Source organism: Bradyrhizobium sp. OAE829 (assembly GCF_040546575.1).
In the GTDB taxonomy this organism is placed as follows: Bacteria; Pseudomonadota; Alphaproteobacteria; order Rhizobiales; family Xanthobacteraceae; genus Bradyrhizobium.
In genome coordinates this window covers 3,769,152-3,790,782 of sequence record NZ_JBEPOE010000001.1, presented here as the reverse complement: position 1 = coordinate 3,790,782, position 21,631 = coordinate 3,769,152, and the positions used below count along the sequence as shown (strand labels likewise).

Genomic DNA, 21,631 nt, shown 5'->3' with positions numbered 1-21,631 from the left:
TCGCCGGGACGACGTGGGGAGGGAGTTGCGCGACACTCACCCCTGCACGATCCGCCACACGATCGCGCCTGTTGCCCCTACCCAGAGCACGATCGCAGCCGACGCCTGGATGCCAAAGCCGCGGCCTCGCTTGGCGGCGGCCTGCGAATAGCCGAACATGTAGAGGAGGCGGCCGGCGATCCAGACCAGGCCGAGCCCTGCTGCAAAGGGGTCGCTGATGTAAATTGCAAACAGCCACAGCGACGGCAGGAAGATCGGCATCCATTCCAGCGTGTTCATCTGGACGCGGAACACGCGCTCGAAATCCGGATGGCCAGACGTCGCCGGCACCTTGATGCCGAACGCGCTGCGCGCTTTCGAGACCTGAATCGAAGTGAAGAAGTAGAACAGGATGGCAAGGCAGGTCACGAGAGCGGTGAAGTGGTACATTGGCGGGTGATTCCTCTTTACGAACGGTCCTAGCCGTCATTCCGGGATGGTGCGTTAGCACCAGACCTCAGGTGCGCAATTGCGCACCGGGGAATCTCGAGATTCTCAGATGTGCAATAGCACGTCGTAGTTCGATGCTTCGCATTGCCCCGGAATGACGTTTCAGTACCCCGTCATCTCCAGATAGCCTAATCCGGTGTGGCTGCCACGAAAGCTGATCGGGCCTTCCCAATAGGGAAAATTCGTTCCCATCCAGCTCTTCGGGTTGAGCGGCGTGCAGTCGATCGTGACAGCGAGTTTGGGAATGGCGATGCGCCATGAGGTCGGGATCTTGCGGCCGGCGATCTCCGTGTAAGCCTGCGGCGTGAAACTGATGTCTGCTGAAGCGAGCGGCTCGGTGTTGCCGTCGCGGGCGACCCATTTGCCTGAGCCGTAATGCTGGCCGTCGGTCTGGCGCATCCGATACAGCATCAGCTTTTCGCCGGTCTTGAAATGCAGCGACAGCCAGTCCCAGCCGCTCTGGTCGGAGGCCAGCGGCTGGCTGCTCCATTCGCGGTCGAGCCAGGCCTGACCGGTGACATCGACCGTTTTGTCGTCGATGGTGAGGCTCCCTTTTGCCTGATAATGCGGCTGGCTGTAGTAGTAGGAGGCCTGCTCGCGCAGCGATTTGCGGCTGTAGCCGGCCTCGCCTTGCAGCACCAACGGCCGGTCGGCATCGAGGCGCAGCGCATAGTTGAAATCGGCGCCTGAGGCCTTGAGTTCGAGCGGCGCCATGTTGGTCGCGCTCATGGAATCAAGCCCGCGCATTTCCCAGGAATCGATCCAGGCGAGAAATGGATTGGCGTCAGCGCCAGCCTGACCGACGCCGCCGCGGGCAAAGGTCTCGCTGGTGCGATGGGTGTCGGCGCGCGTCACCGCGGCATGGCCCATCCAGAGCTGCTGATTGGCCCAGCCTTCCCGTTGCGTGCCCGGCTTTGTCGCTTGCCGGAACAAGGTCCACTGCGCGCCATAAGGGACACCGTTGCCATCGGCAAGATTGGCGGTCACGTACCACCACTCGATGCGGAATTCCGGATGCGGGCCGTGATCGGCCGGAAAAGAAAATGTCTGGCCGGGGATGACGGCGGCATAACCACTGGCACTTTCGCCTAAGCCCGCAAAGCCCTGCGCCAACGCCTTGCCGCTGAGCGAGGCTAGAAGGACGCCGCTCGCAAAGGCACGGCGGGATATCAGGCCGCTACCGCTCATTGGCAAAGATCCTGATCAGGCTTGCCGGCTGCATCCGCGCCAATCGCATCACCGGAAGCGCTGCCGCACAAAACGCGGCCGCCATCGCGACGCCGACCAGCCACAGCAATTGTGCCGGGAAGACGTGGAACGGCAGACGCCAGCCAAAGGCCTTTACGTTCACGATCGCGAGCAGGCACCACGCCACCATGAGGCCCAGCGGCAGCGCGAACAGCGCGGTGATCAACGCAACCGACATCGTCTTGAGGAGCTCGATCGCGGCCAGCCTGCGTCTGGTAATGCCGATCGCCCATAGCGGCGCCAGCTGCGGCAGCCGCGAATTGCTCAGCGTCAGCAGGCTGGTGAGGAGCGCGATGCCGGCGACGCCGAGCGTGAAGGCGTTGAGCGCCGCCGTCACCGAGAAGGTGCGGTTGAAGATGCGTTTCGATTCCGCCTTCATCGTCGCCTGATCGGCGACGTTGCGATCGTCGAGCCCGAACTTTTCCTGCAAAGCCGTGATCAGCGCCGGAATCTGGCCGGGTGCGACGCGCAAACCCATCCGTGTCAGCGGGACCTCCGGAAAACGTCGCGTCAGCGCGGCATAGTTGACCGCGATCTGGCTCTTCGGATTGCCGTAGTCGGCATAGATGCCGACGATTTCCAGCGTCCAGTTGCCGCCCGGCGCCGGAATGTCGATGCGATCGCCAATCGAAAGCTTCAGGCGTCGCGCCAATTGTTCGCTGACGAGGCAGGTCGTGCCGGGACGAAGTCTGGTCCAGGCGTTCGGCGCCGACTCTAATAGCGGCCAGCTGTCGCGATAGGTGGTGTGATCGGGCAGGCCCAGCACTTCGAGCGGCGCCCCTGCCAATTGGGTGTCGGCGCGGCCGCCGGGCAGGATCGCCTCGACCTCGGGCCGTTCGCGCAGCCAATTCCTGATCTCGGTCGCCTGGGCATTGCTGGACGCGCTGACATAGACATCCGCCGCCAGCCTTCCGTCGAGCCAGACCAGGAACGTACGGTTGAAGCTGCCGACCATGGTGCCGACGCCGACATTGACCGCGAGCGCGAGCAGCAACGCCATCAGCGCCAGCGACAATCCCGAAAGCTGCTGACGGCTGTCGGCCCAGAACCAGGTGCTGAGCGGGCCGCGCGCATGCCGCTGGCCGAACGCGAGCACGACTTCCAGCAGCATCGGCAGGATCAGCGCGGCGCCGAGGAGCAGGGCCGCGAGCACGGCAAAGCCCGACACCAGGGAGTCGCCGAACAGCAAGAACGCGCCGGCAGCGGCGAATACGCTGAGCGCCACCGCGCTCTGGAACATCAGCCAGCGGCGCTGCGCCTGTTGCCAGGCATAGGGTTGCGCGGTGGCGAGCAGCGGCAAACGAAGCGCCTTGGTCAGGCTGGTCGCCGCGGCGGCGAGCGCGCCCAGAATGCTGATGGCGATGCCGGCGAGCCACCATTCGCCCTTCAGCGTCAACTGTCCCGGGATCTGCGCGCCGTATAGCCCGCGCAGGGATGCGGCGACGTCGGGCAGCAATGTCGCCGCGATCAGGTAGCCGCAGACGAGGCCGATCAGGCCTGCGAGGAGCGCCAGCGACACCAGTTCGATCACCATCACGCTGTTCAACATCCGCGCCGAGACACCGCAGGCGCGCAGCGTGCGCAAGGTGGGCAGGCGCTGCTCGAAGGCAAGGCCGATGGCGGAATTGACGATGAACAGGCCGACGAAGAACGACAGCAGTCCGAATGCGGTGAGGTTGAGATGAAAACTGTCGGTGAGCCGTTCGAGATCGCTTTCGGCGTCCGGCGCAACCAGACGCAGTTTGTCGCCGACGACATTTTCCAGCGAGGGGTGTTTGCCTTTGGCCTTGCCGATCAGCAGGCGGGACAACTGATCCGGCATGTTCAAAAGGGTCTGCGCGATGCCGATGTCGACGACCAGCACGCCGGGCACCAGCTGCGTCTGCACGCGCAGCGGCGGCAATGTCACGCCGCCATTGGTGACGGCTGTGGCGCCCTCGGTGAGCTTGAGATCGGAAAGCGTTTCCGGCGCCACCAGCATTTGCCCGGGCGGCGTCATGAAGGCTTGCAGATTGGCGGTTTCGACCCCGGGTGCGCTGCCGACCTCGCGCGGCAACGTCACCGGCTCGATGCCGAGCAGGCGGAACGAGCGTCCGCCGATCTGGATGCGGCCTTCGAGCGCCGGCGATACCGGCCAGCCGGCGCGGCGCAGGTCGACGAAGAGTTGTTGCGGGAAGGCTGGACTGTCGCGGCCGACCAGCATCGCGGTCCGCGTGCCGCCGAATGTGGCGGCGGCGCGGTCATAGGAGGTGCGCGCCTGCTGATTGAGCGCCTGCACGCCGCTCCACAACGCGGTCGCCGAAATCAGGCCGATCAGCAACGTCGCGAGCTGCATCGGATGCCGCCGCCAATGGCTCAAGAGCACGGCGAGCGTCCAGAGCGCGCGTTTCACGCGATCACCCCGGCGTGCAGATTGACCTGGCGGTCGAGCGTGGCGGCGAGCCGCGCGCTGTGCGTCACCATCAGGAAGCCGCAGCCGCTGCGCGCCACGAGGTCACGCGCCAGCGCCAGCACTTCGTCGGCAGTGGCTTCATCGAGATTGCCGGTCGGCTCGTCCGCGAGCAGCAGCAGCGGCTTTGTCGCCAGCGCGCGGCCGATCGCAACGCGCTGCTGCTGACCGCCGGACAATTGCTCGGGATAACGTTTCAGGAAATTCTTCAGGCCCAGACGCTCCACCAACTCGCGATGCCAGGCATCATCGTGCCGTCCGGCGATGCGCGACTGGAACTTGAGATTGTCCTCGACGGTCAGGCTCGGGATCAAATTGAATTGCTGGAATACGAGACCGAGGCGATCGCGGCGCAGTTCGGCGCGGCCGGCATCCGTGAGCTCGGAGACCAGCGCGTTGTCGAGCCTGATCGCGCCGCCATCGGCGGCATCGAGGCCGGCGATCAGGTGCAACAGCGTGCTCTTGCCGCTGCCGGATTCACCGGTCAGCGCGACGCTTTCACCCGCGGCCACCGAAAGATTCACGCCGCGCAGCACCGCGACCTCCTCGCCGGCGGCGCGGTAGCTCTTGGTCAGGCCGTTCACGGTGAGCACGATCGATTCGCCGTTGGTCATGCGCTGATCACGCGAGCTTCCGGCGCGTGCGGAAAGCCGGCTTGGCCAAAATGTCGATGTGGCGATAGATCGAACGGACCATGAAATTCCCCTGGCATGATGCCCTGCAACATATCAGGACCGCGATATCAGATCACGGCCTCAATATCAGGGACGACGGGATCGTGATCCGGTTGTAACGGTGCGCATCAGGAGGCGCAAAGTTGCAGGGCACGCTTCCGGTCAAAATGCGCAGTTGCCTTGCCGGGGAGGCCATGGCTAGCATCGCATGCCGAAGTCACTGAATCGGCAACGGTAAACTTGGGGTAGCAGCCATGACTGAACATGTGACGCCCAAAGGCGCCTGGACAATCACATTTCTGCTGTTTCTGTTCATGCTGGTCAATTTTGCCGACAAGATCGTGGTCGGCCTGGCCGGCGTGCCGATCATGACCGAACTGAAGCTCGATGCGGAGCAGTTCGGCACGCTCGGCTCCTCGTTCTTCCTGCTGTTTTCGATCTCGGCGATCGTCGTCGGTTTCATCGTCAATAGCGTACCGACCCGCTGGGTTCTGCTGGCGATGGCGGTGGTCTGGTCGGTGGCACAGTTCCCGATGGTCGGCACCGTCAGCTTCACGACGCTGCTGATCTGCCGCATCATTCTCGGCGCCGGCGAAGGCCCGGCGTTCTCAGTCGCGGTGCATGCGGTCTACAAATGGTTTCCGGACGAGAAGCGTACGCTGCCGACCGCGATCCTGTCGCAGGGCTCGGCCTTCGGCGTGATCCTCGCGGTGCCGGCGCTGAACTGGATCATCGTCAATCACAGCTGGCATTATGCGTTCGGCGCGCTCGGCGTCGTCGGCCTGATGTGGGTGGTGGCGTGGCTGATCATGGGAAAGGAAGGCCCGCTGGTGCAGACGGTCGCGATGGCCGCCGCCGATCCCCGCGTTCCCTATTTTCAGCTCCTGACCTCGCGAACCTTCATCGGCTGCTGTGCCGCGACCTTCGGGGCCTACTGGGCGCTGTCGCTCGGTCTCACCTGGTTCACGCCCTTCATCGTGCAGGGGCTCGGTTTTTCGCAACAGGATGCGGGCTGGATTTCGGTGCTGCCCTGGGTGTTCGGCGCCGTGATCGTGCTGCTCACGGGCTGGATCTCGCAGGTGATGCTGACGCGGGGCTTTACCACCCGCGGCGCACGCGGTGTGCTGGGTTCGGTGCCGCTGATCATCGGCGGCCTGATTCTCGCGATGATGCCGTATTCCGCACCGGGCGGAACGATGATCGCGCTGCTCGTGGTCGGCTCCGGTTTGTGCGGCTCGATCTATGTCGTCTGTCCGCCGATGCTCGGCGAGTTCACGCCGGTGCAGCAGCGTGGCGCCGTGATTGCGATCTATGGCGCGATCTACACGCTGGCGGGCATTATCGCTCCCCTCGTGATGGGCAGCGTCATCAAGCACGCGGCGACGCCGCTCGACGGCTATTTGACCGGCTTCACCATCAACGCGGTCGTTATGGTGTCGTCGGGACTGCTCGGCCTGCTGCTGCTGTGGCCCAATAGCGAGCGGGCGCGGCTGCTGGCCCAGGCCGCACAACCGAAGTTCGCGTGAGCCAATGGCCCGCTACAAGCTCCATTGCATCGGCGCCTCGGGAAATTCCTACAAGCTGGCGCTCTACATGAACTGCGCCGGCCTCGACTGGGAGCCGGTCGGGGTCGATTTCGCCGGCGGTGCGACCCGCGATCCGAACTGGCGCGCCGGCACCAATGCGATGGGCGAGGTGCCCGTGCTCGAAGTCGACGGGCAGCTCATGTCGCAATCGGGTGCGATCCTGGTCTGGCTCGCAGAAGCCACCGGCCATTTCGCGCCCGCCGCCGACGAGCGATACGAAGCCTTGCGCTGGATCATGTTCGATAATCACAAGTTCACCAACAACCATGCAATGCACCGGTTTCAGCGATCGTTCATGCCGGAGCCGGTGCATCCGGCGATCCTTTCGTTCCTGCGCGCGCGGACCGAGTCGAGTTTTGCAATCGCCGACAAACACCTCAGGGATCGCGCCTTCATGCTCGGCGACCGGCCGACCATCGTGGATTTCTCGCTGGCCGGGTATGTCTATTATCCGCCGGAGGAGACCGGCTTCGACATCGCGGCAGATTATCCGGCGCTGGATGCCTGGCGCGAGCGCCTTGCGGCGCTGCCGGGCTGGAAGCCGCCCTATGAGCTGATGCCGTTGGGATCGGATCTGCGGTTGATGATGAACCGGCCGGCATAGCGGCGTTGGGAGACGGCCATGGGGATCAGAATTTTTGGCGGGTCGCCCGTGGCGGCGCTTGCGCTCGCGCTGTCGTTCGCGCTGCCGATGGCTATCGGTTTCACAGGCATCGCGATGGCGCAGGGTGCACTCACGAAGAACCAATCGGACGCGCTCAATGCGTATAATGATGCGGTAAAGAACTTCGAGGCGATCCTGGGACAGCGGCGCGCGCAGATCAATTCGAAGCAGCCGCTGCCGAACCTGCCGGGACAGGCGCTCTATCTGGCGCGCAACAAGATGCTGAGCGCCTACAAGGATCTCACCGACGCGATGCCGTCCAAAATCGGCGGGCCCAACAAGTACGAAATTCCGCCGGCCTATTTCAACGTGGCTACCGAGCCGCTGCTCGACGAGTACAGGAAGCTTTTCGATGTGATGCAGGCGCCGCCCGCCAGCGCACAGAAATCAGATACCCCGTTCAAGGACGTCGTCGATCTGGGAACGGCGATTGCGCGCGCCAAAGGCCTCGATGCCGTCAATGCCGAGGCGGCGGGCCGCATCAGCCTCGGGCTGTTCTTTGCCGAGACCAATGGCAATCAAACCATCGGCAATGCGCGCTCGAACAAGTACAAGGGCAGCCTGCAAACCGGCACATCGGAAGATCTAAACGGCCGCAGGAAGTGGGCGACGATAAAGCCGTCGATCGCGGCGTTCGATCCTGCGCTGATCCAGCGCGACGACAAGGAGGAGGCGCGGGCCGGCAATATGGATCACCGGTTCAACCACTGGACCTCGGTGCGCGATGCCCTGATGAACGCGCATGCGGAAGTCTTCCCGCAGGTGCCGTCGATCGTGAAGACGCTGCCGGACCCGATCGATCAGATGAAGCTGTTCGAGCTGATCCAGATTATTCCCGCGCCGACCAAGTCCGCGCTCAAGTCAGGCAATTTACTCAACTACCGGGTTTCCGATCCCAGGATCATGGGATTCTTGCGGAACAACAGCGTTTTCACCTTTGGGCAGGCCGACAGGGCACGGACGTCTGCAACCATGCGCGAAATCCTCGATGCGATGTGGCTGTTCAATGCCAAATTCGAACAGGCGCTTGCCAGGTTCAAGGAGATCAAGGCGGGGCAAAAGGTCTGAAGCCGGCCGGTGGAACCTTGCAACCGGTAACTCATGGTTCATACTCCCGGCCGATGCTGTCCGATGCGGTCATGAAGCGCGCATGGAAGTCACTCTGGGGGAGAGTGGGGATTGCCGTCGGTAAGGAAAACATTCGACCAGTCAGGCTTTGGCGGTTGGCCCCGCCGCCGCACCATCGTCGCCGCGATGGCGGCCCTGCTGCTTCTGCCTGTCGAGGCCAGCCATGCCGGCTGGCTGTCTGATGTCTTCAAGGGCACGTCAAAGCAAGTTCAATCGCCAAAGCGTCAGGCGCCAAAGCAGAGTTCATCGCCAAAGCGCGCCGCCGCGCCAAAGCCGGTTGCTTCAAAGCCTGCCAGGGTAGCGAAGCCTGCCGCCGCGCCCAAGCGCCGCACGGCGAAGGCTGTTGCCCCGAAGGTGGCGGCCAAGTCGCCGGTTTCGAAGGCGGTTGCAACAACTTGCGAACCGTCAAAGTTCCGGATCGTTCTGGATGTGGGGCATACCGCCCAGTCGGAAGGCGCGATCAGCGCCCGCAACGTTTCCGAGTTCGTCTACAATCTGCGGCTGACGCAGCGGATCGAGGAGAAGCTGAAGGCCGAAGGCTTTACCGAGACGAAGTTGCTGCTGACCGAAGGCAAGGCGAGGGCCAGCCTGGTCAAGCGCGTCGCCGCGGCGAATAATCTTCCCGCAAATCTGTTCCTGTCGATCCACCATGACTCCGTGCCCAAGAAATTTCTCGAGGACTGGGAGTTCGGCGGCAGGAAAAGCCGTTTCAGCGACCGCTTCAGCGGCTATTCCGTGTTCGTCTCCAGCAACAACCCGGAATACAAGGCGAGCCTCTCGATCGCCGAACTGCTGGCGAAGGAAATGAAGGCCCAGGGCCTGAAATATGCCGAGCAATATTCGCAGCCCATCATGGGCCGCTACCAGCATCCGCTGCTGAACAAGGAGACCGGTGTCTACAGCTATGACAAGCTCATCGTGCTGAAAAAGACCAGGATGGCGGCCGTGCTGCTGGAGGCGGGCTCGATCATCAACCGGGACGAAGAGCTCCAGATGGACTCAGCCGAACGCCGGGGCATCATCAGCAGCGGTGTTGTCGCGGCCATCAAGGAATATTGCGATCGTCGATGGGGCATCCTCGGACCGCTGTGATCGCGGCGACGGCGTCAGTCGGAAAGCCCTGCGTCAGCGGGGAGCGCTGGGGATAATCGAAGCGCCAGGCAGCGAATTGATTTCACTGTCGATGGGGGTGCTCTGGGATCGCTGGGTGTAGCCGAAGCCGAGCGACAGGCTGAGATTCGGCGCCGGCTGGAATTCGATGCCGGCATTCGCGCGATAACCCGGCAGCGTGCCGGACTTCTTGTCGAACGCCGCAAACGGGCCGCCGATGCCGCTATCGTATTTCAAGGTTTCGAAGCCGGCATAGAGCGAAACGGGCAGGCCGCCCGCGCTTCCGAAATTGTAGCCGGCCTGCATGCCCTCGTAACGGAGCGAGCCGAAATTGCCGAACGCTCCAGCCTGGTTGATGCCGTTCCAGTTCATTCCCGCAGGAATGCTGGTGCCGCTGATAAACATGCCGTTCTGGAAATTGTAGCGCGTCGGGGAGTCCTGGTCGGAGGGCAAGGTCCCGCCAAAGCCGAGGGGCCAACTCGGGCTCCAATAGGGCACGGGGGCGGCCTGGGCATGGGCCGTCCGCCCGCCCAGACAGAGCGCCGCCAGGACGAGCGCGAGACCTAATCTGCCTGCAAAAATCGACATCCGTACCATCGCCAAACTTCCCCAATCATACCCTCCAGGTATCGGGAACGCCAGCACGGCGCCCTATCGATACTTAGGTTCATGCTTGGGTCCAGGATGGAACCGATGTACTTGGTACCGGTCAATTTGTTAGTATTCGAAGAACCTCTCCAGCCAAGGATATCCGCGTGCAAAAGTTCGAGCCGCTTCGTCAGGTCAACCCCGTTTCAGGCTACGGCAAAAACGACGTTCTGGTCATTTTCGGCGAGGTCTTTGCCCGAGGTTACGTCAACGGCCTGATCGATGAAGCCAAGAAGGCCGGGATGACAGTCATCTATGGCACGGTCGGTCGCCGCGATGAAAATGAGCAGTTGCGGCCTTTGACGGCGGAGGAGTTGGCCGAGAAAGACCAGCCGCTGGTCAACGTTCCCCTGGAGTGCGGATTCGACCTGGCAAAATCGAGCAAGGGTCTCAGCCCCTGCGACCAGCTCAAGGGTCTAAAACTCAGCGAGTGGGACAAGGCCACGGTTGATCTTGCGCAGGTGGAAGAGTCGCGCAAAGCCGGCCGCGAAAATTTTCGCGCGCGCGTGCAGCAATATCTGGTCGAGTTGCAAAAGCAAATTCCCGACGGCGCCAAGGTCCTGATCGCTCACACCATGGCCGGCGGCGTTCCGCGCGCGAAGATCATGATGCCCGTCATGAACCGGGTCTTCAAAGGGACCGCTACCTCTTCCAAGGAGTTTTGGGAAGGCGACCTCGGCCGGCTCTGCGAAATGAGCTTTATGGATGTGAGCGCGAATAGTCTTTCGGATCTGATCGAACTGAGTGCCGGGCTACGCGACAGCGTCGCCAAAAACGGCGGTCAGGTTTCCTACGTGGCCTATGGCTATCATGGCACCGAGATTCTGATTGCCGGCGAGTATCACTGGCAGAGCTATTCACCCTACCTGCAGGGTTTTGCGAAAATCGAACTCGAGAATATCGCGCGGCGCGCGACCGCGGACGGCGTGAAAGCGAGCGTCTTCAATGCGCCGGAGATCCTGACCAATTCAAGCTCGATCTTTCTGGGTGTTGAAGTGGCGCTCTATCCGCTCCTCGCCGCCTTCAAGAAAGAGGCGCCCGATCATCCGGTCACCAAGAAACTTCTGGCCGAGTGTGCTGACCTGCTGAAACCCGAACACAGCCTTGAGGCACTGATCGAACTCACCGACAATTATTTCCGGTCAGACATTATCCAGCGCTGGACCAAGTTCGAACAATGGCCGCAGCACAATGGCCCCGAGCAGATGGAATTGATGCACGCCACGTCGAAAGCAATTATCGACATGCACAAGGACGGCCGCAAGCTTCTCACGGCGGCGCTGAGTGAAATCGTGTTCAAGGCCTGCGGATACGCCATGCTGCATGAGGCATTGAATCCCCGCCAGCCGGTATGGTGGGTCGGCCATCAATTTGTCACCCAGGCTGCAACCAAGGCCTGACGCTGGTCCAAAATTCGGTCGTGACACCCTTGCCCCCGCGCACCGGTTTGCCCCGGGCGTGCGCCTGTGCCTTGCGATCACCCCGATTTGAGCGATCTTGAAGCCGTCACAGATTGCGGCAGTGCGGTAGGGGCCACACATGGGAAGCGGGGGTGATTAAAGGAAATTTGCGATGCGTTTTATTTTGGCCCTGGGCCTTTTGATCGCCTTTAGTGCTTCTGCCAGCGCCGCAAAGAAGGTGCATCACGCCAAGCAGCGGCATGTCATTGTTCGTGCCGTCCAGCCGGTGGACCCACGCTTTCCGCCCGTGCTCATGGACCAGACCCCGAGATACGATGATCCGTCCAAGTTTGGTGGCGGCTGATCTGCGACGACCGGGTACAAGCATGCGATGATGGCATCGAAGCGCGGTGACGCGCTCGACTTCGATTGCGCTGGCCAATCCCGCGTCAGCTCGCCGCCGCGCCAAACTTCGGTTGCGATCCCTGCGCGCCGCGGACCAGTTTGCCGGGGCGTGCGCCGGTGGCCTTGCCGCCGCGCTGCGTCACTACTCCAGAGACGATGGTGGCATCATAGCCGTCGACCTGCTGCATCAGCCGGCGGCCGCCGACCGGCAGATCGTAATGCACCTTCGGCGGATGCAGATGCAGCTTGTCGTAATCGATGACGTTGACGTCGGCCTTGAAGCCAGGTGCGATCACGCCGCGATCATAGAGGCCGACCGAGAGCGCGGTCTTGCGCGACTGCGCCGCGACCACGAACGGGATCGAGAGCTTCTCGCCGCGGCTGCGGTCACGGGTCCAGTGCGTCAGTAGATAGGTCGGGAAGCTGGCATCGCAAATGATGCCGCAATGCGCGCCGCCGTCGGAAAGGCCCGGCACCGAATGCGGATCGCGCAGCATCTCGCGGGTCGCATCGAGATTGCCGTCGGAATAATTGAGGAACGGAACATAGAGCATGCCACGGCCGTCGTCGGTCAGCATCGCCTCATAGGCAAGTTCTTCCGGCTGCCGGCCCTGGCGGCGAGCCTGCGCGCCCAGCGTGTTTTCCGGCGGCTGTTCGTAATCCGGCGGATTGCCGAGCAGGTACATCTTGTCGTAGTTCGGGCGGAAGAATAGCGGGTCGTCGGTCGCGGTCGCATGCTCGCTCAGGATCGCCTTGCGCATCTCGGGCTGATGCAGGCGCTTCAGGCGTTCTTCCAGCGGCAGGTGGGCGATCGCCTTGTAGCTCGGATGAGTCTGGAACGGGTTGCGCGACAATTCGAGTCCGAGCATCAATCCGACCGGACGCGCAGGGATCTGCGCGGTGATGTCGAGGCCGCGCGCAGATGCTGCGCTGATCATGTCGAGCGTCTTGCGCCAGCGCTGCGGCTCTTTGTCGTTCTGCGTGATCGAGAACGTCACCGGAATTTTGGTGTTCTCTGCCACCCGCAGCATCATCGGAAGATCTTCATTGATGGTGGAGAGGTCGAGCACGAACTGCAGCACGCTGCGGCCCTGGCCGTGCATCGCGGCGGCAATCGCGGTCAGTTCGTCCTCGCCGGCCTTCAAGGTCGGCGTGTAGTCGCCGGTCGAGGTGCGGTGATTGAGCGTGCGCGAGGTCGAGAAGCCGAGTGCGCCCGCGCGCACGGCATCGGCGGCAAGCGCCGCCATCGCCTTGTTATCCTCGGGCGTGGAGGGATCGCGGCGCGCGCCGCGGTCGCCCATCACGTAGACGCGCAAGGCCGCGTGCGGCAGTTGGGCGCCGACATCCATGTCGAAGTTTCGCTTCGACAACCATTCCATGTAATCCGGAAAGCTTTCCCAGGCCCATGGAATGCCGGCGCTCAACACCGGCTCCGGAATATCCTCGACACCTTCCATCAACTGAATCAGGCGGACATGGTCGCTCGGCCGGCACGGCGCGAAGCCGACGCCGCAATTGCCCATGATCGCCGTCGTGACGCCGTTCTGCGACGACGGCGTAATCTCCTGGCTCCAGGTGACCTGGCCGTCATAATGGGTGTGGACGTCGACAAAGCCGGGCGTGACCAGTTTGCCCCGAGCGTCGATCTCTTCCGTGCCTTTCCCGGAAACCTTGCCGACCTCGGTGATGCGGCCGCCCGAGATGGCGATATCGGCTTCATAGAGGTCGCCGCCCTTGCCATCGGCAATGTTGCCGCCACGGATCACGAGGTCATGGGAACTGGTCATGGCGATTCATCCCGGGTTGAAGTTTTGTTGACTGCATCATCGGTAATACCCTGATGCAGTCAACCGCCGGGATTGAGGTTCAGGAATGCATCACGCTTGTGACCGGGCCCTCCGACCGCGTCTTCGGCTTGCGGTCGGTGATGAGCGCTAGCAGCACCGTCAAAACCATGAAGGCGACGGAGGCGCCGAACACCCAATGCGGCATGTGCTGGTCCATGATCCAGCCGAACAATAGCGGGCTCAAAATGCCGCTGAAGTTGAAGCCGGTGGAGACGATGCCGAACGCACGGCCGGCCGCACCCGGAGGGGCGGCATTGCGCACCAGCATGTCGCGCGAGGGCGCGATCACGCCGCCGAGGAACCCGGCGATGCCCATCGCCGCGGTCAGCACCACCGACGGCAGGGTGGTCGTCGCGATCACCAGCATGATCAGCGCGTTAATTCCAAAGCAGGCGGCGGCGACCTGGCCGTGGCGCGTGGTGCGGTCGGCAAGATAGCCGCCGGCCAGCACGCCCGCCGCGCTGGCGCCGAGAAACGCCGTCAGCGCGATATTGGCGGCGGAGAATGTCACGCCATAGCCGCTCATCAGCGCGACCACGCCGAAATTGCTGATGCCGGCGTTGGAGAGGCCCAGCAGCATGAAGAAGAAGGTCAGCATGATGATTGCCGGCGTGATGACGCTTTGCCTGTGGGGTGTCGCGCCATCCACTTTGCGGTCGGCCGAGCTCGCATCGGGAATGCCGACCACGATCAACAGCAGCGCCACCACAGGGCCGACGGCGCCGGCCACGATCAGCGCGCCGAGGCCGCCAAGCCACGCCACCAGTGCTGCCATGATCGCAGGCGCCACCGCGCCGCCGAGGAAGCCCGCAAACGTATGGATCGAAAACGCGCGACCCATCCGCCTTACGTCCATATGCGCCGAGAGGATGGCGTAGTCGCAGGGGTGATAGACGCTGTTGGCGAGCCCGAGCAGCGCGGCGCAGACAATCAGCGACGTGTAGCTCAGATTCATGCCGAGCGTGATCAGCGCGAGACCGCCGACACAAAGGCCGATCAGCAGCACCTTGCGGGCGCCGATATGGTCGGCGAGATAGCCGATCGGCGCCTGGGTGAGACCAGACACCAGCCCGAACACGGTCAGGGCGAAGCCGAGCTCGATGTAGCCGACGCCGAGCTGTGCCTTCAGATAAGGAAACAGCATCGGCAGCACGAAGATATGGAAATGGCTGACCCAATGGGCCACCGAGATTCCCGCCAGCGTGCGCAGAGAACTGTCCGCTTTCACGTGCTGCGGTGCGGTCAGAACATCGACCATATCAGCGTCAAACCCCGTCTCGATCTACGGCCCGGCAAAGGCTGGTTTTTGAAAATCCCCGCCGAAAATAGTGGTTAGCGGTTATTTGTCCATGAATACCGCTGCATGGCTGCCCCCGCAGCGAGCGGAAGTGGCCAAATGCGTCAATAAGTTCAGGGACAAAGTCGGCGGGTGCGGCAATGATCCGGCATGATCGATCCGGGGAAGCCGCTCCGGGTGCTGGTGTCAGAAGGTTCCAGTACCTCAGCCCGCGAGGCCATCACGATACTGGGCCTGTCGGGCCATCATGTCGAGGTTTGCGATCCCTCCGCCCATTGCCTGGCGCGGTTCTCACGCTTCGTCCGCAAATTTCACCGCTGCCCGGGCCTGCGCACAGACCCCGCCGGATTTCTGGCGTTTGTCGAGCAATTGCTGGCGCGCGAACGTTTCGATGTGCTGCTGCCGACGCATGAGCAGGGTTTTCTGTTTGCGCGGATGCGCGCGCGACTGGAAGGCCGCACCGGTGTTGCGTTGCCTTCATTCGAGAGCTATCGCGCCGCGCACAGCAAGGCCGGATTCAGCCGGCTGCTCGATCAATGGAAGCTGCCGCAGCCGCCGACGCGGATCGTGAAATCTGCACGCGCGCTGCGCGACGCCATCGGTTTTCCGGCCGTGGTCAAGACCTCGATCGGCACCGCAAGCCGCGGCATCTGGTTCGTGCGCAATACGGATGATCTCGAAATGGCGCTACGCGATCTCGGCGCCGACGATGCGTTCGCCGATGAGGTGCTGGCGCAGGACCTCGTCACGGGCACCACCGAGAAGGCGCAGTCGGTGTTTTGCCGGGGACGGCTGGTCGGCTTTCATGCCTATCGGCAAGTCGCTGTCGGCGTCGGGGGCGGCGAGGCGATCAAGCAAAGCGTGGGCCGGCCGATGGTGCGCGCCTATCTCGAGACCATCGGCGGGCAACTCGGCTGGCACGGTGCGCTGTCGGTCGACGTTATCATGCCCGACGATGGCACGGCGCCGCTCCTGATCGATTGCAACCCGCGGCTGGTCGAGCCGGTCAACGCCTATCGCGCCGGCATCGATCTCGTTGGGTTATTGCTGCGTGTCTCGCAAGGCGAGACGCCGGAGCAGTTGCCGGAAAGCCGCGAGGGCGTGCTCACGCATCTGGCGATGCAGGCGCTGCTCGGTTGCGCATCGCGCGGTGGCACGCGGGGCGATATTATCCGGGAATGCGGCCGGGTGTTTACCGCCAGCGGACCCTACGCCGGCAGCCGCGAAGAACTCACGCCGGTGCGGCTGGACTGGTTCAGCGCCGTGCCGCTGGCGATGACCGCAGCATTTCTGCTGGCCTCGCCGTCGTCAGCGATCAAACTGGCGCGCGGCGGTTTCGGCGCGCATCTGCTCGATGTCGGAAGTATCCGGAAGATTGAGAGTGAGGGATTTCACTAGAAGTCGCGTCGTCCCGGCGAACGTCGGGACCCATAGCCACCGATGCTTGTTGTTGAGGAGTGTCTACCCGCTTGCCGTATCACAACAGCCGCGGAGTGGGTCCCGCCGTTCGCCGGGACGACAATCATCACAAAGGCTCGTCGTCATTGCCGTGGCGGTCACGTTTGGGCGTGGCGATGTCGCCATCCTCGTAATCGTCGTCTTCGACAGGCGGGCCTTTCGGCTTCACGGGCTTGTCGTTGTCCTGCCTGGGAGGCTCGCTCTTCGTCCCGTTTCCACCCATATCGCTCCTTTTCGCCGGCGCAGCCGGCCTTATCCGGTCGAAATGACGCATTCACCGCAATCAGACCGACTTTGTGCAATATACTACCGCCAGCAACACGAATTTTCCTTGCCCTTTTTGCCGATACGGCTTCAAACGGGGCAATCAAACGGAGTCAGAATGAAGAAGCCTCGCATCGAAACCGAAGAACAGCAGCCCCGCAAAGTCATTCGCGCCGACAAGGCGCCGACGTCAGGATATTCGCTGGTGGTCGACGGTCACTTCAAATCGCACCACGACACGGTCGAAGCCGCCGAAGAGGCGGGCACAGCGCTAAAGAACAAATTCCAGATGCTGCAAGTGCAGGTCTATGACGCCGAGACCAAGACGCGCTCGATGATCCATTGGCCACCGGCGTAACGCTGCAAGCATAACTTCAGTGCTGAAGTTAAGGCTGAGCTCAAAGAGCTCAGCCTTAAGAGTTCAGCCTTGAGAGTTCAGCCTTGGGTCCCCGCCTCAGGGTCTTCGATCTTAAGTCCGTCGTCCGCCGCTTTGCTGGCTCGCCAGCCAATCGCCCAATGCCGGGGTCGGCCGCTTCTCGGCCGGCTGTTTCGATTTGGCCGCGGCCTTCTTTGCCTTGACGGGAGCCGGCGGTGCGGCGGCTTCGCGGGCAAGCCGCAACGCCTTCAGCTTCGCCATATTGTCAAGCATGGCCCTCGAGGCCGCATCGCGGTCGGCCTTGCCGGACCGCGCGTCCTGGGCTGCGCGGGTGGTTTTATCCAGACGCGCCTGGGCGCGGTCGCGATCTTCTTTGCTCATTTTACGTCAGCCTTCTTCGCCACTTTGGCTTTCGCTTTGGGCTTGGCCTTCGGTTCGGGGCGGATTGGCAAGGTCCTCAGCTTCCTTGGCCAGCCGCAGCGCGCGCAGCTTTTCAGTCCGCTTGCGAATCGCAATGTCGGAGGCCGCGATCTCGGCCATCGCCTTGATGCCCTCGACCTCCTGGGTACGCTTGCGGTGCAGCCGAATCTCTTTCATTTCGGCCGGACTCTTCGGTTCGTCGTTCATCATATACCTCTGGAACCGCGACGGATGCCGTCGGGCGGTGTTTCGGCGGTAATACCATGGATTGCGCCGATGGGGGCGCGAATTTGGCTCGAAAACGCCCCGTTATCGGGTTGATTCAGCCCTCATGGTGAAGGGCGGCGGGATCATCGCCGTCTTCAGGACCGCTCTGGTCGAAAGTGGCCAGCCAGGCTGCCAATGTCGTTGACGCCTGACCTTCGGCTTTGACCTGGCGCAGCGCGATGCGGATGCCGGCGCGGCCGTGACGGTCGCCGGCGATCGCCACCGGCGGCTCCCCCGCCAGCACCGCATCGACGACGCGCCGCTTGATCGCTAGCGTTTCGGGATCGCCGCACGCCGCCAGGATCCGTTGAAAACGCTGGTGATGTGCCCGGTCGAACGGCCGGGCCCCGCCCATTCCGTCGCGCAACGGATGCGGCGGATAGATGTGCGCGCAAGGGATCCAGCCCTCGGGAACAGGCTCGGTGGCTGCATGGGTCCGGCCGCTCTTCAGCAGTCTTGGCAGCACATGCGTGTGCGGCCCTTCCGGGCTCTTGCCCGAGGGCGGCGGGATCGGCTGATAGACCTCGATGCGGCCGAGCCGGCTGATGAAGACGCGATGCGGGTTCGCGCCAAGGATCATCCCCATCGCGGGATTGTCGTGTTCGAAGATGGCGCGGCCGCAGAGTTGGCGCAGCCGCGCGGCGAGATCGGGGTCACTGACGCGCACGCAGAAATCCGCCTGCAGCGCACCGAGGCCAAGATCGAACAGGAAGGATTCGCGGTCCTCCGGCCGCAGCGCCTCGCGATCGGCGCCGACTTCCGTCAGCGCGTTGCGGCCGTTCATCGCGCAATCGCCTGACGGCAGGCACAGCGCGATCCGATGGCTCCAGCCTGATTTGCTGATGCTCTCGGAGGCGAACGGCCGGCTGTTGCCGCCCGGTTTCAGCGCAATGCCGCCGCGCGGCGTCACGGCTGCAACGGCCTCGATCGATTGCGTCAGCCGCACCGGCTCGTCGCGATCGCGGGCGAATTCGGCGATGGCGCCGAAGGTGCCGAGACTCCATTGCGTGTCGGGATCGGCAATTTCCCGCTGCAACAGATCGGTCGGCGCGACGGCGGAAACATCAGGCATCAACCAGCATTCCCTTAACCCTCGGGGCTAAAGAGAATACTGGCTTGTCAGGTCAGGACAAGCCGGTCCGGAGCGGGCCCCGGACCGGCGTCCGCGGGCTCAGAACGTCGCGCCGGCCTTCACCATGTAGGTCCGACCCGGCAGCGGATAGGCGCTGAAACGGCCGTCGGTGAACGTGCTTGCGATCGCATAGTCGTAGTACAGCGCGTTGAGCACGTTGTTGACGCTCACCGACCAGAAGAAGTGCTGATATGCCCCGCTCAGCTTGAAGTCGATGGTGGCATCGGCAGGGATGCGGCGCTGGGTATTCTTCTGGTCGTTGTCCATGTAGCGCTCGCTCCAGCCGCGCACCGTGGCGTCCGCAACCAGATAATTTTGCCAGATATTCCACGTCACGCCGCCACTGGCGGTGTAGCGGGACACCAGCGGAACGTCATTGCCGGCGAACTGCCCTTCACGGAACACCGCGCGGGTGTAGGCCACGCCGCCGCGCAGCAGCACGCTGTCGCTGACGCGAAGCGAGGCGCTGGTTTCCGAGCCGTACCGGCGGGTCGGATCGAGGTTGACGTTAAAGAACAGTGCCGGGTTGAAATGGATCTCGTTCTCGAGGTCCATGTTGTAGATGCTCGATTGCATCTGGAATCCGCCCGACTTGATGCGGAAGCCGCCTTCGACATCGTGCGAGGTCTGGGTTTTCAGCTGGAAGGTGCCGGGAATTGGGGTGAAGAAGACAGGATCGAAGGAGGGTCCGGAGGACAATCTCTCGTCGACGTTCGGCGTGCGGAACGCGCGGGCGGCCCGGCCGAATACCGAGACGATATTGTTGAAGCGATGTTCGAGGCCGACATGCAGCGCGTGCTGGACTTCGCTGCTATCCAGCGGAAGGTTCTGAGCGCCGCACGTAAAGAACAGGGCGCAGTTCGGCGGATCGTTAAGACGGTCCCGCGCACTCAGGCTGGTGTTCTGGATTCGCGCGCCGTACGAGAAATCCGTTGTCGGCAACAGCCCAAGGGTTTGCTGCCAATAGCCGGCAATCGTTCGCTGCGACAGATCATAAGTATGGATCGGCGGCGTGCCCTTAAATTCCGGCCGCTCCTGGTGGAACGTCGCATCGTAATAATCGATGCCCGTCAGGATCGAAGAGGGTAGCCCGAAGATTACGTTCTTGACGCTCAATCGAGGCGTCAGGGACCATGTCTGCAGATGGCTGTCGACGTAACTGTTGGCGAAGGGATTGAAGAACGCGCCTTGTTGCTTTTTATCCCGCACACCGCCATCGATGATGAGATCGACGCCGTTCCACAGGGTTTTGGTGAAGCCGGCGGTGGCGCTGGCGCCCTGCTGGTTGCCGTAGTCGAGCGGCGTGGCGGCGCCGCGGCGGTTGGTGACGAGCTCGTTGAGACCAATGGATGGATCGACCAGCCGGCCGCCCGGTAAGCCGAGCTTCTGATCGTCGCCGGTAACGGTTACGAAGGCGGTGAGGCCGGGCGTGGTGTAGTTGAGGTTGCCGACCCCCTTGCGCTGGTCGAGCGCATTGTTGACGCGGTAGCCGTCGGACTTGATGCCGTTACCGTAGAACGATGTCGACCACGGACCAAAATTGGTCGCGGCCGAGACCGAGGCCATGCGCTGATTGAAGGACCCGACGCCGGCTTCGCCGCGGATCGCGACCGGCGGGCCGCCGACGCCGTTTTTAAGCACGATGTTGATGACGCCGCCGACGGCATTGTCGCCGTACAGCACCGCGCCGCTGTTGCCGCGGGTGATTTCGATGCGCTCGATCGAATCGCGCGGAATGGTCGAAAAATCGACGCCGGCCATGTCGATGTCGTTGAGCCTTCGGCCGTTGATCAGCACCAGGGTATTGGAGGTCGCAAACGCACCGAATCCGCGCAGATCGACGCTGGTCTTCGCGCCGTTGACGCCGCCAAACAGGCTGGTCAGTTGCACGCCCGGTGTTTGCGCGATGATTTCCTGCAAGGTCTGCGCGGGTGAATGCGCGATTTCCTCAGCCGTGATGACGGTCGCCGATGTTCCGACGATGCCGGCGAATTGCCGGACCGGCGCTCCACCGCCGCCCAGGCCATCGCCTTGCGACGCGACGTTGGAGCCGGTCCCCGGCGCAGGGTTCCGATTGCTTGACGGCCTCGGGTTCGGCGCGACGACGCGGCGCGTACCCGAGCCTTGATCGGTAGCAGGCTTGGCGCGGGTCCGGTTCTGGTCGCCGGGCGGGTTGACCTCGATCGCCGGCAATTGATCGGCGGCCGCGGCGGTCTGCTGGGCCTGCGCGCCGGAAATGCCGAGCGCCATGATCGGCGCCAGAAAGCTGGATGCCAGCAAAAGATGGCGGCGCCGCTTGGCGACTGGGGTGGTGGAAGACATGGTTCAGGCCTCGGTATGACGTCAGTGGCACGTCACAGCGAACCAAGTCCCACCATCGTGCTGCAAACAGCTCTGGTGAAACTAATGCCTGTACTCCCCGACCGACATCTTCGCGTGTGACCACGGCTGACGGCAGGTCTCCTGGCTTGCGGGTCGTTACCTTTCGTCGCCTTCCCAGGACCGAGAATCCCAGTGGCGTAGGACGAAAGATTCACCGCTTACAGTTGCGGGGGCAGCCGCGGAATTGGGGGACTGTCCCCGCACCGCATTCCCTTTTGATCCCCAAAACGGGAACCGTCGAAAATTATGGTAGAAGTTTGTCAAAGATAGAGTCAATCCCATCAGGCGCCGCCTGCGGTCCTCACTGGACGAGTGCGTCTTTTATGTCGCATGAGCAGTACCGTTCGAACGCGTAGTGCGGTACGGGCTGACCGTCCGGGGACGATC

Annotated in this window: 20 protein-coding genes and 1 riboswitch; of the genes, 8 read left to right on the top strand and 12 right to left on the bottom strand. The window is 62.9% G+C overall.

Annotated features, from left to right (window positions below; translation table 11 throughout):
• Positions 1–36 precede the first annotated feature (36 nt).
• From ABIE49_RS18595 to ABIE49_RS18580, 4 genes are all read right to left on the bottom strand, one after another.
• Positions 37–429 (bottom strand): MAPEG family protein, encoded by a 393-nt coding sequence (locus tag ABIE49_RS18595; RefSeq protein WP_192735566.1) that lies wholly within the window; start codon positions 427–429, stop codon positions 37–39.
• Between the two features lie 162 nt (positions 430–591).
• Entirely contained in the window at positions 592–1,677 is a 1,086-nt protein-coding gene (locus tag ABIE49_RS18590) for a lipocalin-like domain-containing protein (RefSeq protein WP_192735565.1), read from the bottom strand.
• Positions 1,667–4,129: an ABC transporter permease gene (locus ABIE49_RS18585; protein WP_192735564.1), complete on the bottom strand. Its 2,463-nt coding sequence runs from the start codon at positions 4,127–4,129 to the stop codon at positions 1,667–1,669. The genes ABIE49_RS18590 and ABIE49_RS18585 overlap by 11 nt, the downstream gene beginning before the upstream one ends.
• Positions 4,126–4,800, bottom strand: a complete 675-nt coding sequence (locus tag ABIE49_RS18580) for an ABC transporter ATP-binding protein (RefSeq protein WP_192735563.1) — start codon at positions 4,798–4,800, stop codon at positions 4,126–4,128. The genes ABIE49_RS18585 and ABIE49_RS18580 overlap by 4 nt, the downstream gene beginning before the upstream one ends.
• A gap of 314 nt (positions 4,801–5,114) precedes the next feature.
• Between ABIE49_RS18580 and ABIE49_RS18575 the strand changes: the two genes are divergently transcribed.
• The 4 genes from ABIE49_RS18575 (at position 5,115) to ABIE49_RS18560 (ending at position 9,330) form a co-directional block, all read left to right on the top strand.
• On the top strand, positions 5,115–6,386 hold the full coding sequence (locus tag ABIE49_RS18575) for an MFS transporter (protein ID WP_192735562.1): 1,272 nt from the start codon (positions 5,115–5,117) through the stop codon (positions 6,384–6,386).
• Positions 6,387–6,390: 4 nt separating this feature from the next.
• Positions 6,391–7,050 carry a glutathione S-transferase family protein gene (locus ABIE49_RS18570; protein WP_192735561.1) on the top strand — a complete coding sequence of 220 codons (660 nt, stop codon included), beginning with the start codon at positions 6,391–6,393 and terminating at the stop codon, positions 7,048–7,050.
• Positions 7,051–7,068: 18 nt separating this feature from the next.
• Complete coding sequence (locus ABIE49_RS18565) at positions 7,069–8,178, top strand: hypothetical protein (protein ID WP_192735560.1); 1,110 nt, start codon at positions 7,069–7,071, stop codon at positions 8,176–8,178.
• 111 nt (positions 8,179–8,289) lie between these two features.
• Positions 8,290–9,330 carry an N-acetylmuramoyl-L-alanine amidase family protein gene (locus ABIE49_RS18560; protein ID WP_354066871.1) on the top strand — a complete coding sequence of 347 codons (1,041 nt, stop codon included), beginning with the start codon at positions 8,290–8,292 and terminating at the stop codon, positions 9,328–9,330.
• Between the two features lie 33 nt (positions 9,331–9,363).
• On the opposite strand, the gene ABIE49_RS18555 is transcribed toward ABIE49_RS18560, so the two are convergent.
• On the bottom strand, positions 9,364–9,936 hold the full coding sequence (locus ABIE49_RS18555; RefSeq protein WP_192735559.1) for an outer membrane protein: 573 nt from the start codon (positions 9,934–9,936) through the stop codon (positions 9,364–9,366).
• A gap of 167 nt (positions 9,937–10,103) precedes the next feature.
• Between ABIE49_RS18555 and ABIE49_RS18550 the strand changes: the two genes are divergently transcribed.
• Positions 10,104–11,396: an enoyl ACP reductase FabMG family protein gene (locus ABIE49_RS18550; protein ID WP_192735558.1), complete on the top strand. Its 1,293-nt coding sequence runs from the start codon at positions 10,104–10,106 to the stop codon at positions 11,394–11,396.
• A 172-nt stretch (positions 11,397–11,568) separates the two neighbouring features.
• A complete protein-coding gene (locus ABIE49_RS18545) occupies positions 11,569–11,760 on the top strand; it encodes a hypothetical protein (RefSeq protein ID WP_192735557.1) in 192 nt (63 codons plus the stop codon).
• A gap of 85 nt (positions 11,761–11,845) precedes the next feature.
• Here ABIE49_RS18545 and ABIE49_RS18540 read toward each other — a convergent pair whose 3' ends face one another.
• Together ABIE49_RS18540 and ABIE49_RS18535 are read right to left on the bottom strand one after the other, a co-directional pair.
• A complete protein-coding gene (locus ABIE49_RS18540) occupies positions 11,846–13,588 on the bottom strand; it encodes an N-acyl-D-amino-acid deacylase family protein (protein ID WP_192735556.1) in 1,743 nt (580 codons plus the stop codon).
• A 79-nt stretch (positions 13,589–13,667) separates the two neighbouring features.
• Complete coding sequence (locus ABIE49_RS18535) at positions 13,668–14,906, bottom strand: MFS transporter (RefSeq protein WP_192735555.1); 1,239 nt, start codon at positions 14,904–14,906, stop codon at positions 13,668–13,670.
• Positions 14,907–15,095: 189 nt separating this feature from the next.
• Between ABIE49_RS18535 and ABIE49_RS18530 the strand changes: the two genes are divergently transcribed.
• Positions 15,096–16,343, top strand: coding sequence for a hypothetical protein (locus ABIE49_RS18530; RefSeq protein WP_192735554.1), 1,248 nt, complete (start codon positions 15,096–15,098; stop codon positions 16,341–16,343).
• A 127-nt stretch (positions 16,344–16,470) separates the two neighbouring features.
• On the opposite strand, the gene ABIE49_RS18525 is transcribed toward ABIE49_RS18530, so the two are convergent.
• A complete protein-coding gene (locus ABIE49_RS18525) occupies positions 16,471–16,626 on the bottom strand; it encodes a hypothetical protein (RefSeq protein WP_354066869.1) in 156 nt (51 codons plus the stop codon).
• Positions 16,627–16,785: 159 nt separating this feature from the next.
• Here ABIE49_RS18525 and ABIE49_RS18520 point away from each other — a divergent pair, with 159 nt between their 5' ends.
• Positions 16,786–17,025 (top strand): hypothetical protein, encoded by a 240-nt coding sequence (locus ABIE49_RS18520; RefSeq protein WP_192735553.1) that lies wholly within the window; start codon positions 16,786–16,788, stop codon positions 17,023–17,025.
• Positions 17,026–17,136: 111 nt separating this feature from the next.
• Here ABIE49_RS18520 and ABIE49_RS18515 read toward each other — a convergent pair whose 3' ends face one another.
• The 4 genes from ABIE49_RS18515 to ABIE49_RS18500 all read right to left on the bottom strand — a co-directional run bounded on the left by ABIE49_RS18515 (position 17,137) and on the right by ABIE49_RS18500 (position 21,184).
• Positions 17,137–17,424 carry a hypothetical protein gene (locus ABIE49_RS18515; protein ID WP_354066868.1) on the bottom strand — a complete coding sequence of 96 codons (288 nt, stop codon included), beginning with the start codon at positions 17,422–17,424 and terminating at the stop codon, positions 17,137–17,139.
• Between the two features lie 6 nt (positions 17,425–17,430).
• Positions 17,431–17,670, bottom strand: a complete 240-nt coding sequence (locus tag ABIE49_RS18510) for a transcriptional regulator (RefSeq protein ID WP_354066867.1) — start codon at positions 17,668–17,670, stop codon at positions 17,431–17,433.
• 115 nt (positions 17,671–17,785) lie between these two features.
• On the bottom strand, positions 17,786–18,802 hold the full coding sequence (locus ABIE49_RS18505; RefSeq protein WP_192735551.1) for a DUF6925 family protein: 1,017 nt from the start codon (positions 18,800–18,802) through the stop codon (positions 17,786–17,788).
• Between the two features lie 99 nt (positions 18,803–18,901).
• Positions 18,902–21,184, bottom strand: coding sequence for a TonB-dependent receptor (locus tag ABIE49_RS18500; protein WP_354066866.1), 2,283 nt, complete (start codon positions 21,182–21,184; stop codon positions 18,902–18,904).
• A 114-nt stretch (positions 21,185–21,298) separates the two neighbouring features.
• A riboswitch (cobalamin riboswitch) is annotated at positions 21,299–21,498 on the bottom strand.
• Positions 21,499–21,631: the final 133 nt, after the last annotated feature.

What these genes read in the sequence shown, in the direction of transcription:
- ABIE49_RS18595 (WP_192735566.1), bottom strand. Translation starts at nt 429, where the DNA reads ATGTACCACTTCACCGCTCTCGTGACCTGCCTTGCCATCCTGTTCTAC.
- ABIE49_RS18590 (WP_192735565.1), bottom strand. Translation starts at nt 1,677, where the DNA reads ATGAGCGGTAGCGGCCTGATATCCCGCCGTGCCTTTGCGAGCGGCGTC.
- ABIE49_RS18580 (WP_192735563.1), bottom strand. Translation starts at nt 4,800, where the DNA reads ATGACCAACGGCGAATCGATCGTGCTCACCGTGAACGGCCTGACCAAG.
- ABIE49_RS18575 (WP_192735562.1), top strand. Translation starts at nt 5,115, where the DNA reads ATGACTGAACATGTGACGCCCAAAGGCGCCTGGACAATCACATTTCTG.
- ABIE49_RS18570 (WP_192735561.1), top strand. Translation starts at nt 6,391, where the DNA reads ATGGCCCGCTACAAGCTCCATTGCATCGGCGCCTCGGGAAATTCCTAC.
- ABIE49_RS18565 (WP_192735560.1), top strand. Translation starts at nt 7,069, where the DNA reads ATGGGGATCAGAATTTTTGGCGGGTCGCCCGTGGCGGCGCTTGCGCTC.
- ABIE49_RS18555 (WP_192735559.1), bottom strand. Translation starts at nt 9,936, where the DNA reads ATGTCGATTTTTGCAGGCAGATTAGGTCTCGCGCTCGTCCTGGCGGCG.
- ABIE49_RS18545 (WP_192735557.1), top strand. Translation starts at nt 11,569, where the DNA reads ATGCGTTTTATTTTGGCCCTGGGCCTTTTGATCGCCTTTAGTGCTTCT.
- ABIE49_RS18540 (WP_192735556.1), bottom strand. Translation starts at nt 13,588, where the DNA reads ATGACCAGTTCCCATGACCTCGTGATCCGTGGCGGCAACATTGCCGAT.
- ABIE49_RS18535 (WP_192735555.1), bottom strand. Translation starts at nt 14,906, where the DNA reads ATGGTCGATGTTCTGACCGCACCGCAGCACGTGAAAGCGGACAGTTCT.
- ABIE49_RS18530 (WP_192735554.1), top strand. Translation starts at nt 15,096, where the DNA reads ATGATCGATCCGGGGAAGCCGCTCCGGGTGCTGGTGTCAGAAGGTTCC.
- ABIE49_RS18525 (WP_354066869.1), bottom strand. Translation starts at nt 16,626, where the DNA reads ATGGGTGGAAACGGGACGAAGAGCGAGCCTCCCAGGCAGGACAACGAC.
- ABIE49_RS18520 (WP_192735553.1), top strand. Translation starts at nt 16,786, where the DNA reads ATGAAGAAGCCTCGCATCGAAACCGAAGAACAGCAGCCCCGCAAAGTC.
- ABIE49_RS18515 (WP_354066868.1), bottom strand. Translation starts at nt 17,424, where the DNA reads ATGAGCAAAGAAGATCGCGACCGCGCCCAGGCGCGTCTGGATAAAACC.
- ABIE49_RS18510 (WP_354066867.1), bottom strand. Translation starts at nt 17,670, where the DNA reads ATGAACGACGAACCGAAGAGTCCGGCCGAAATGAAAGAGATTCGGCTG.
- ABIE49_RS18505 (WP_192735551.1), bottom strand. Translation starts at nt 18,802, where the DNA reads ATGCCTGATGTTTCCGCCGTCGCGCCGACCGATCTGTTGCAGCGGGAA.
- ABIE49_RS18500 (WP_354066866.1), bottom strand. Translation starts at nt 21,184, where the DNA reads ATGTCTTCCACCACCCCAGTCGCCAAGCGGCGCCGCCATCTTTTGCTG.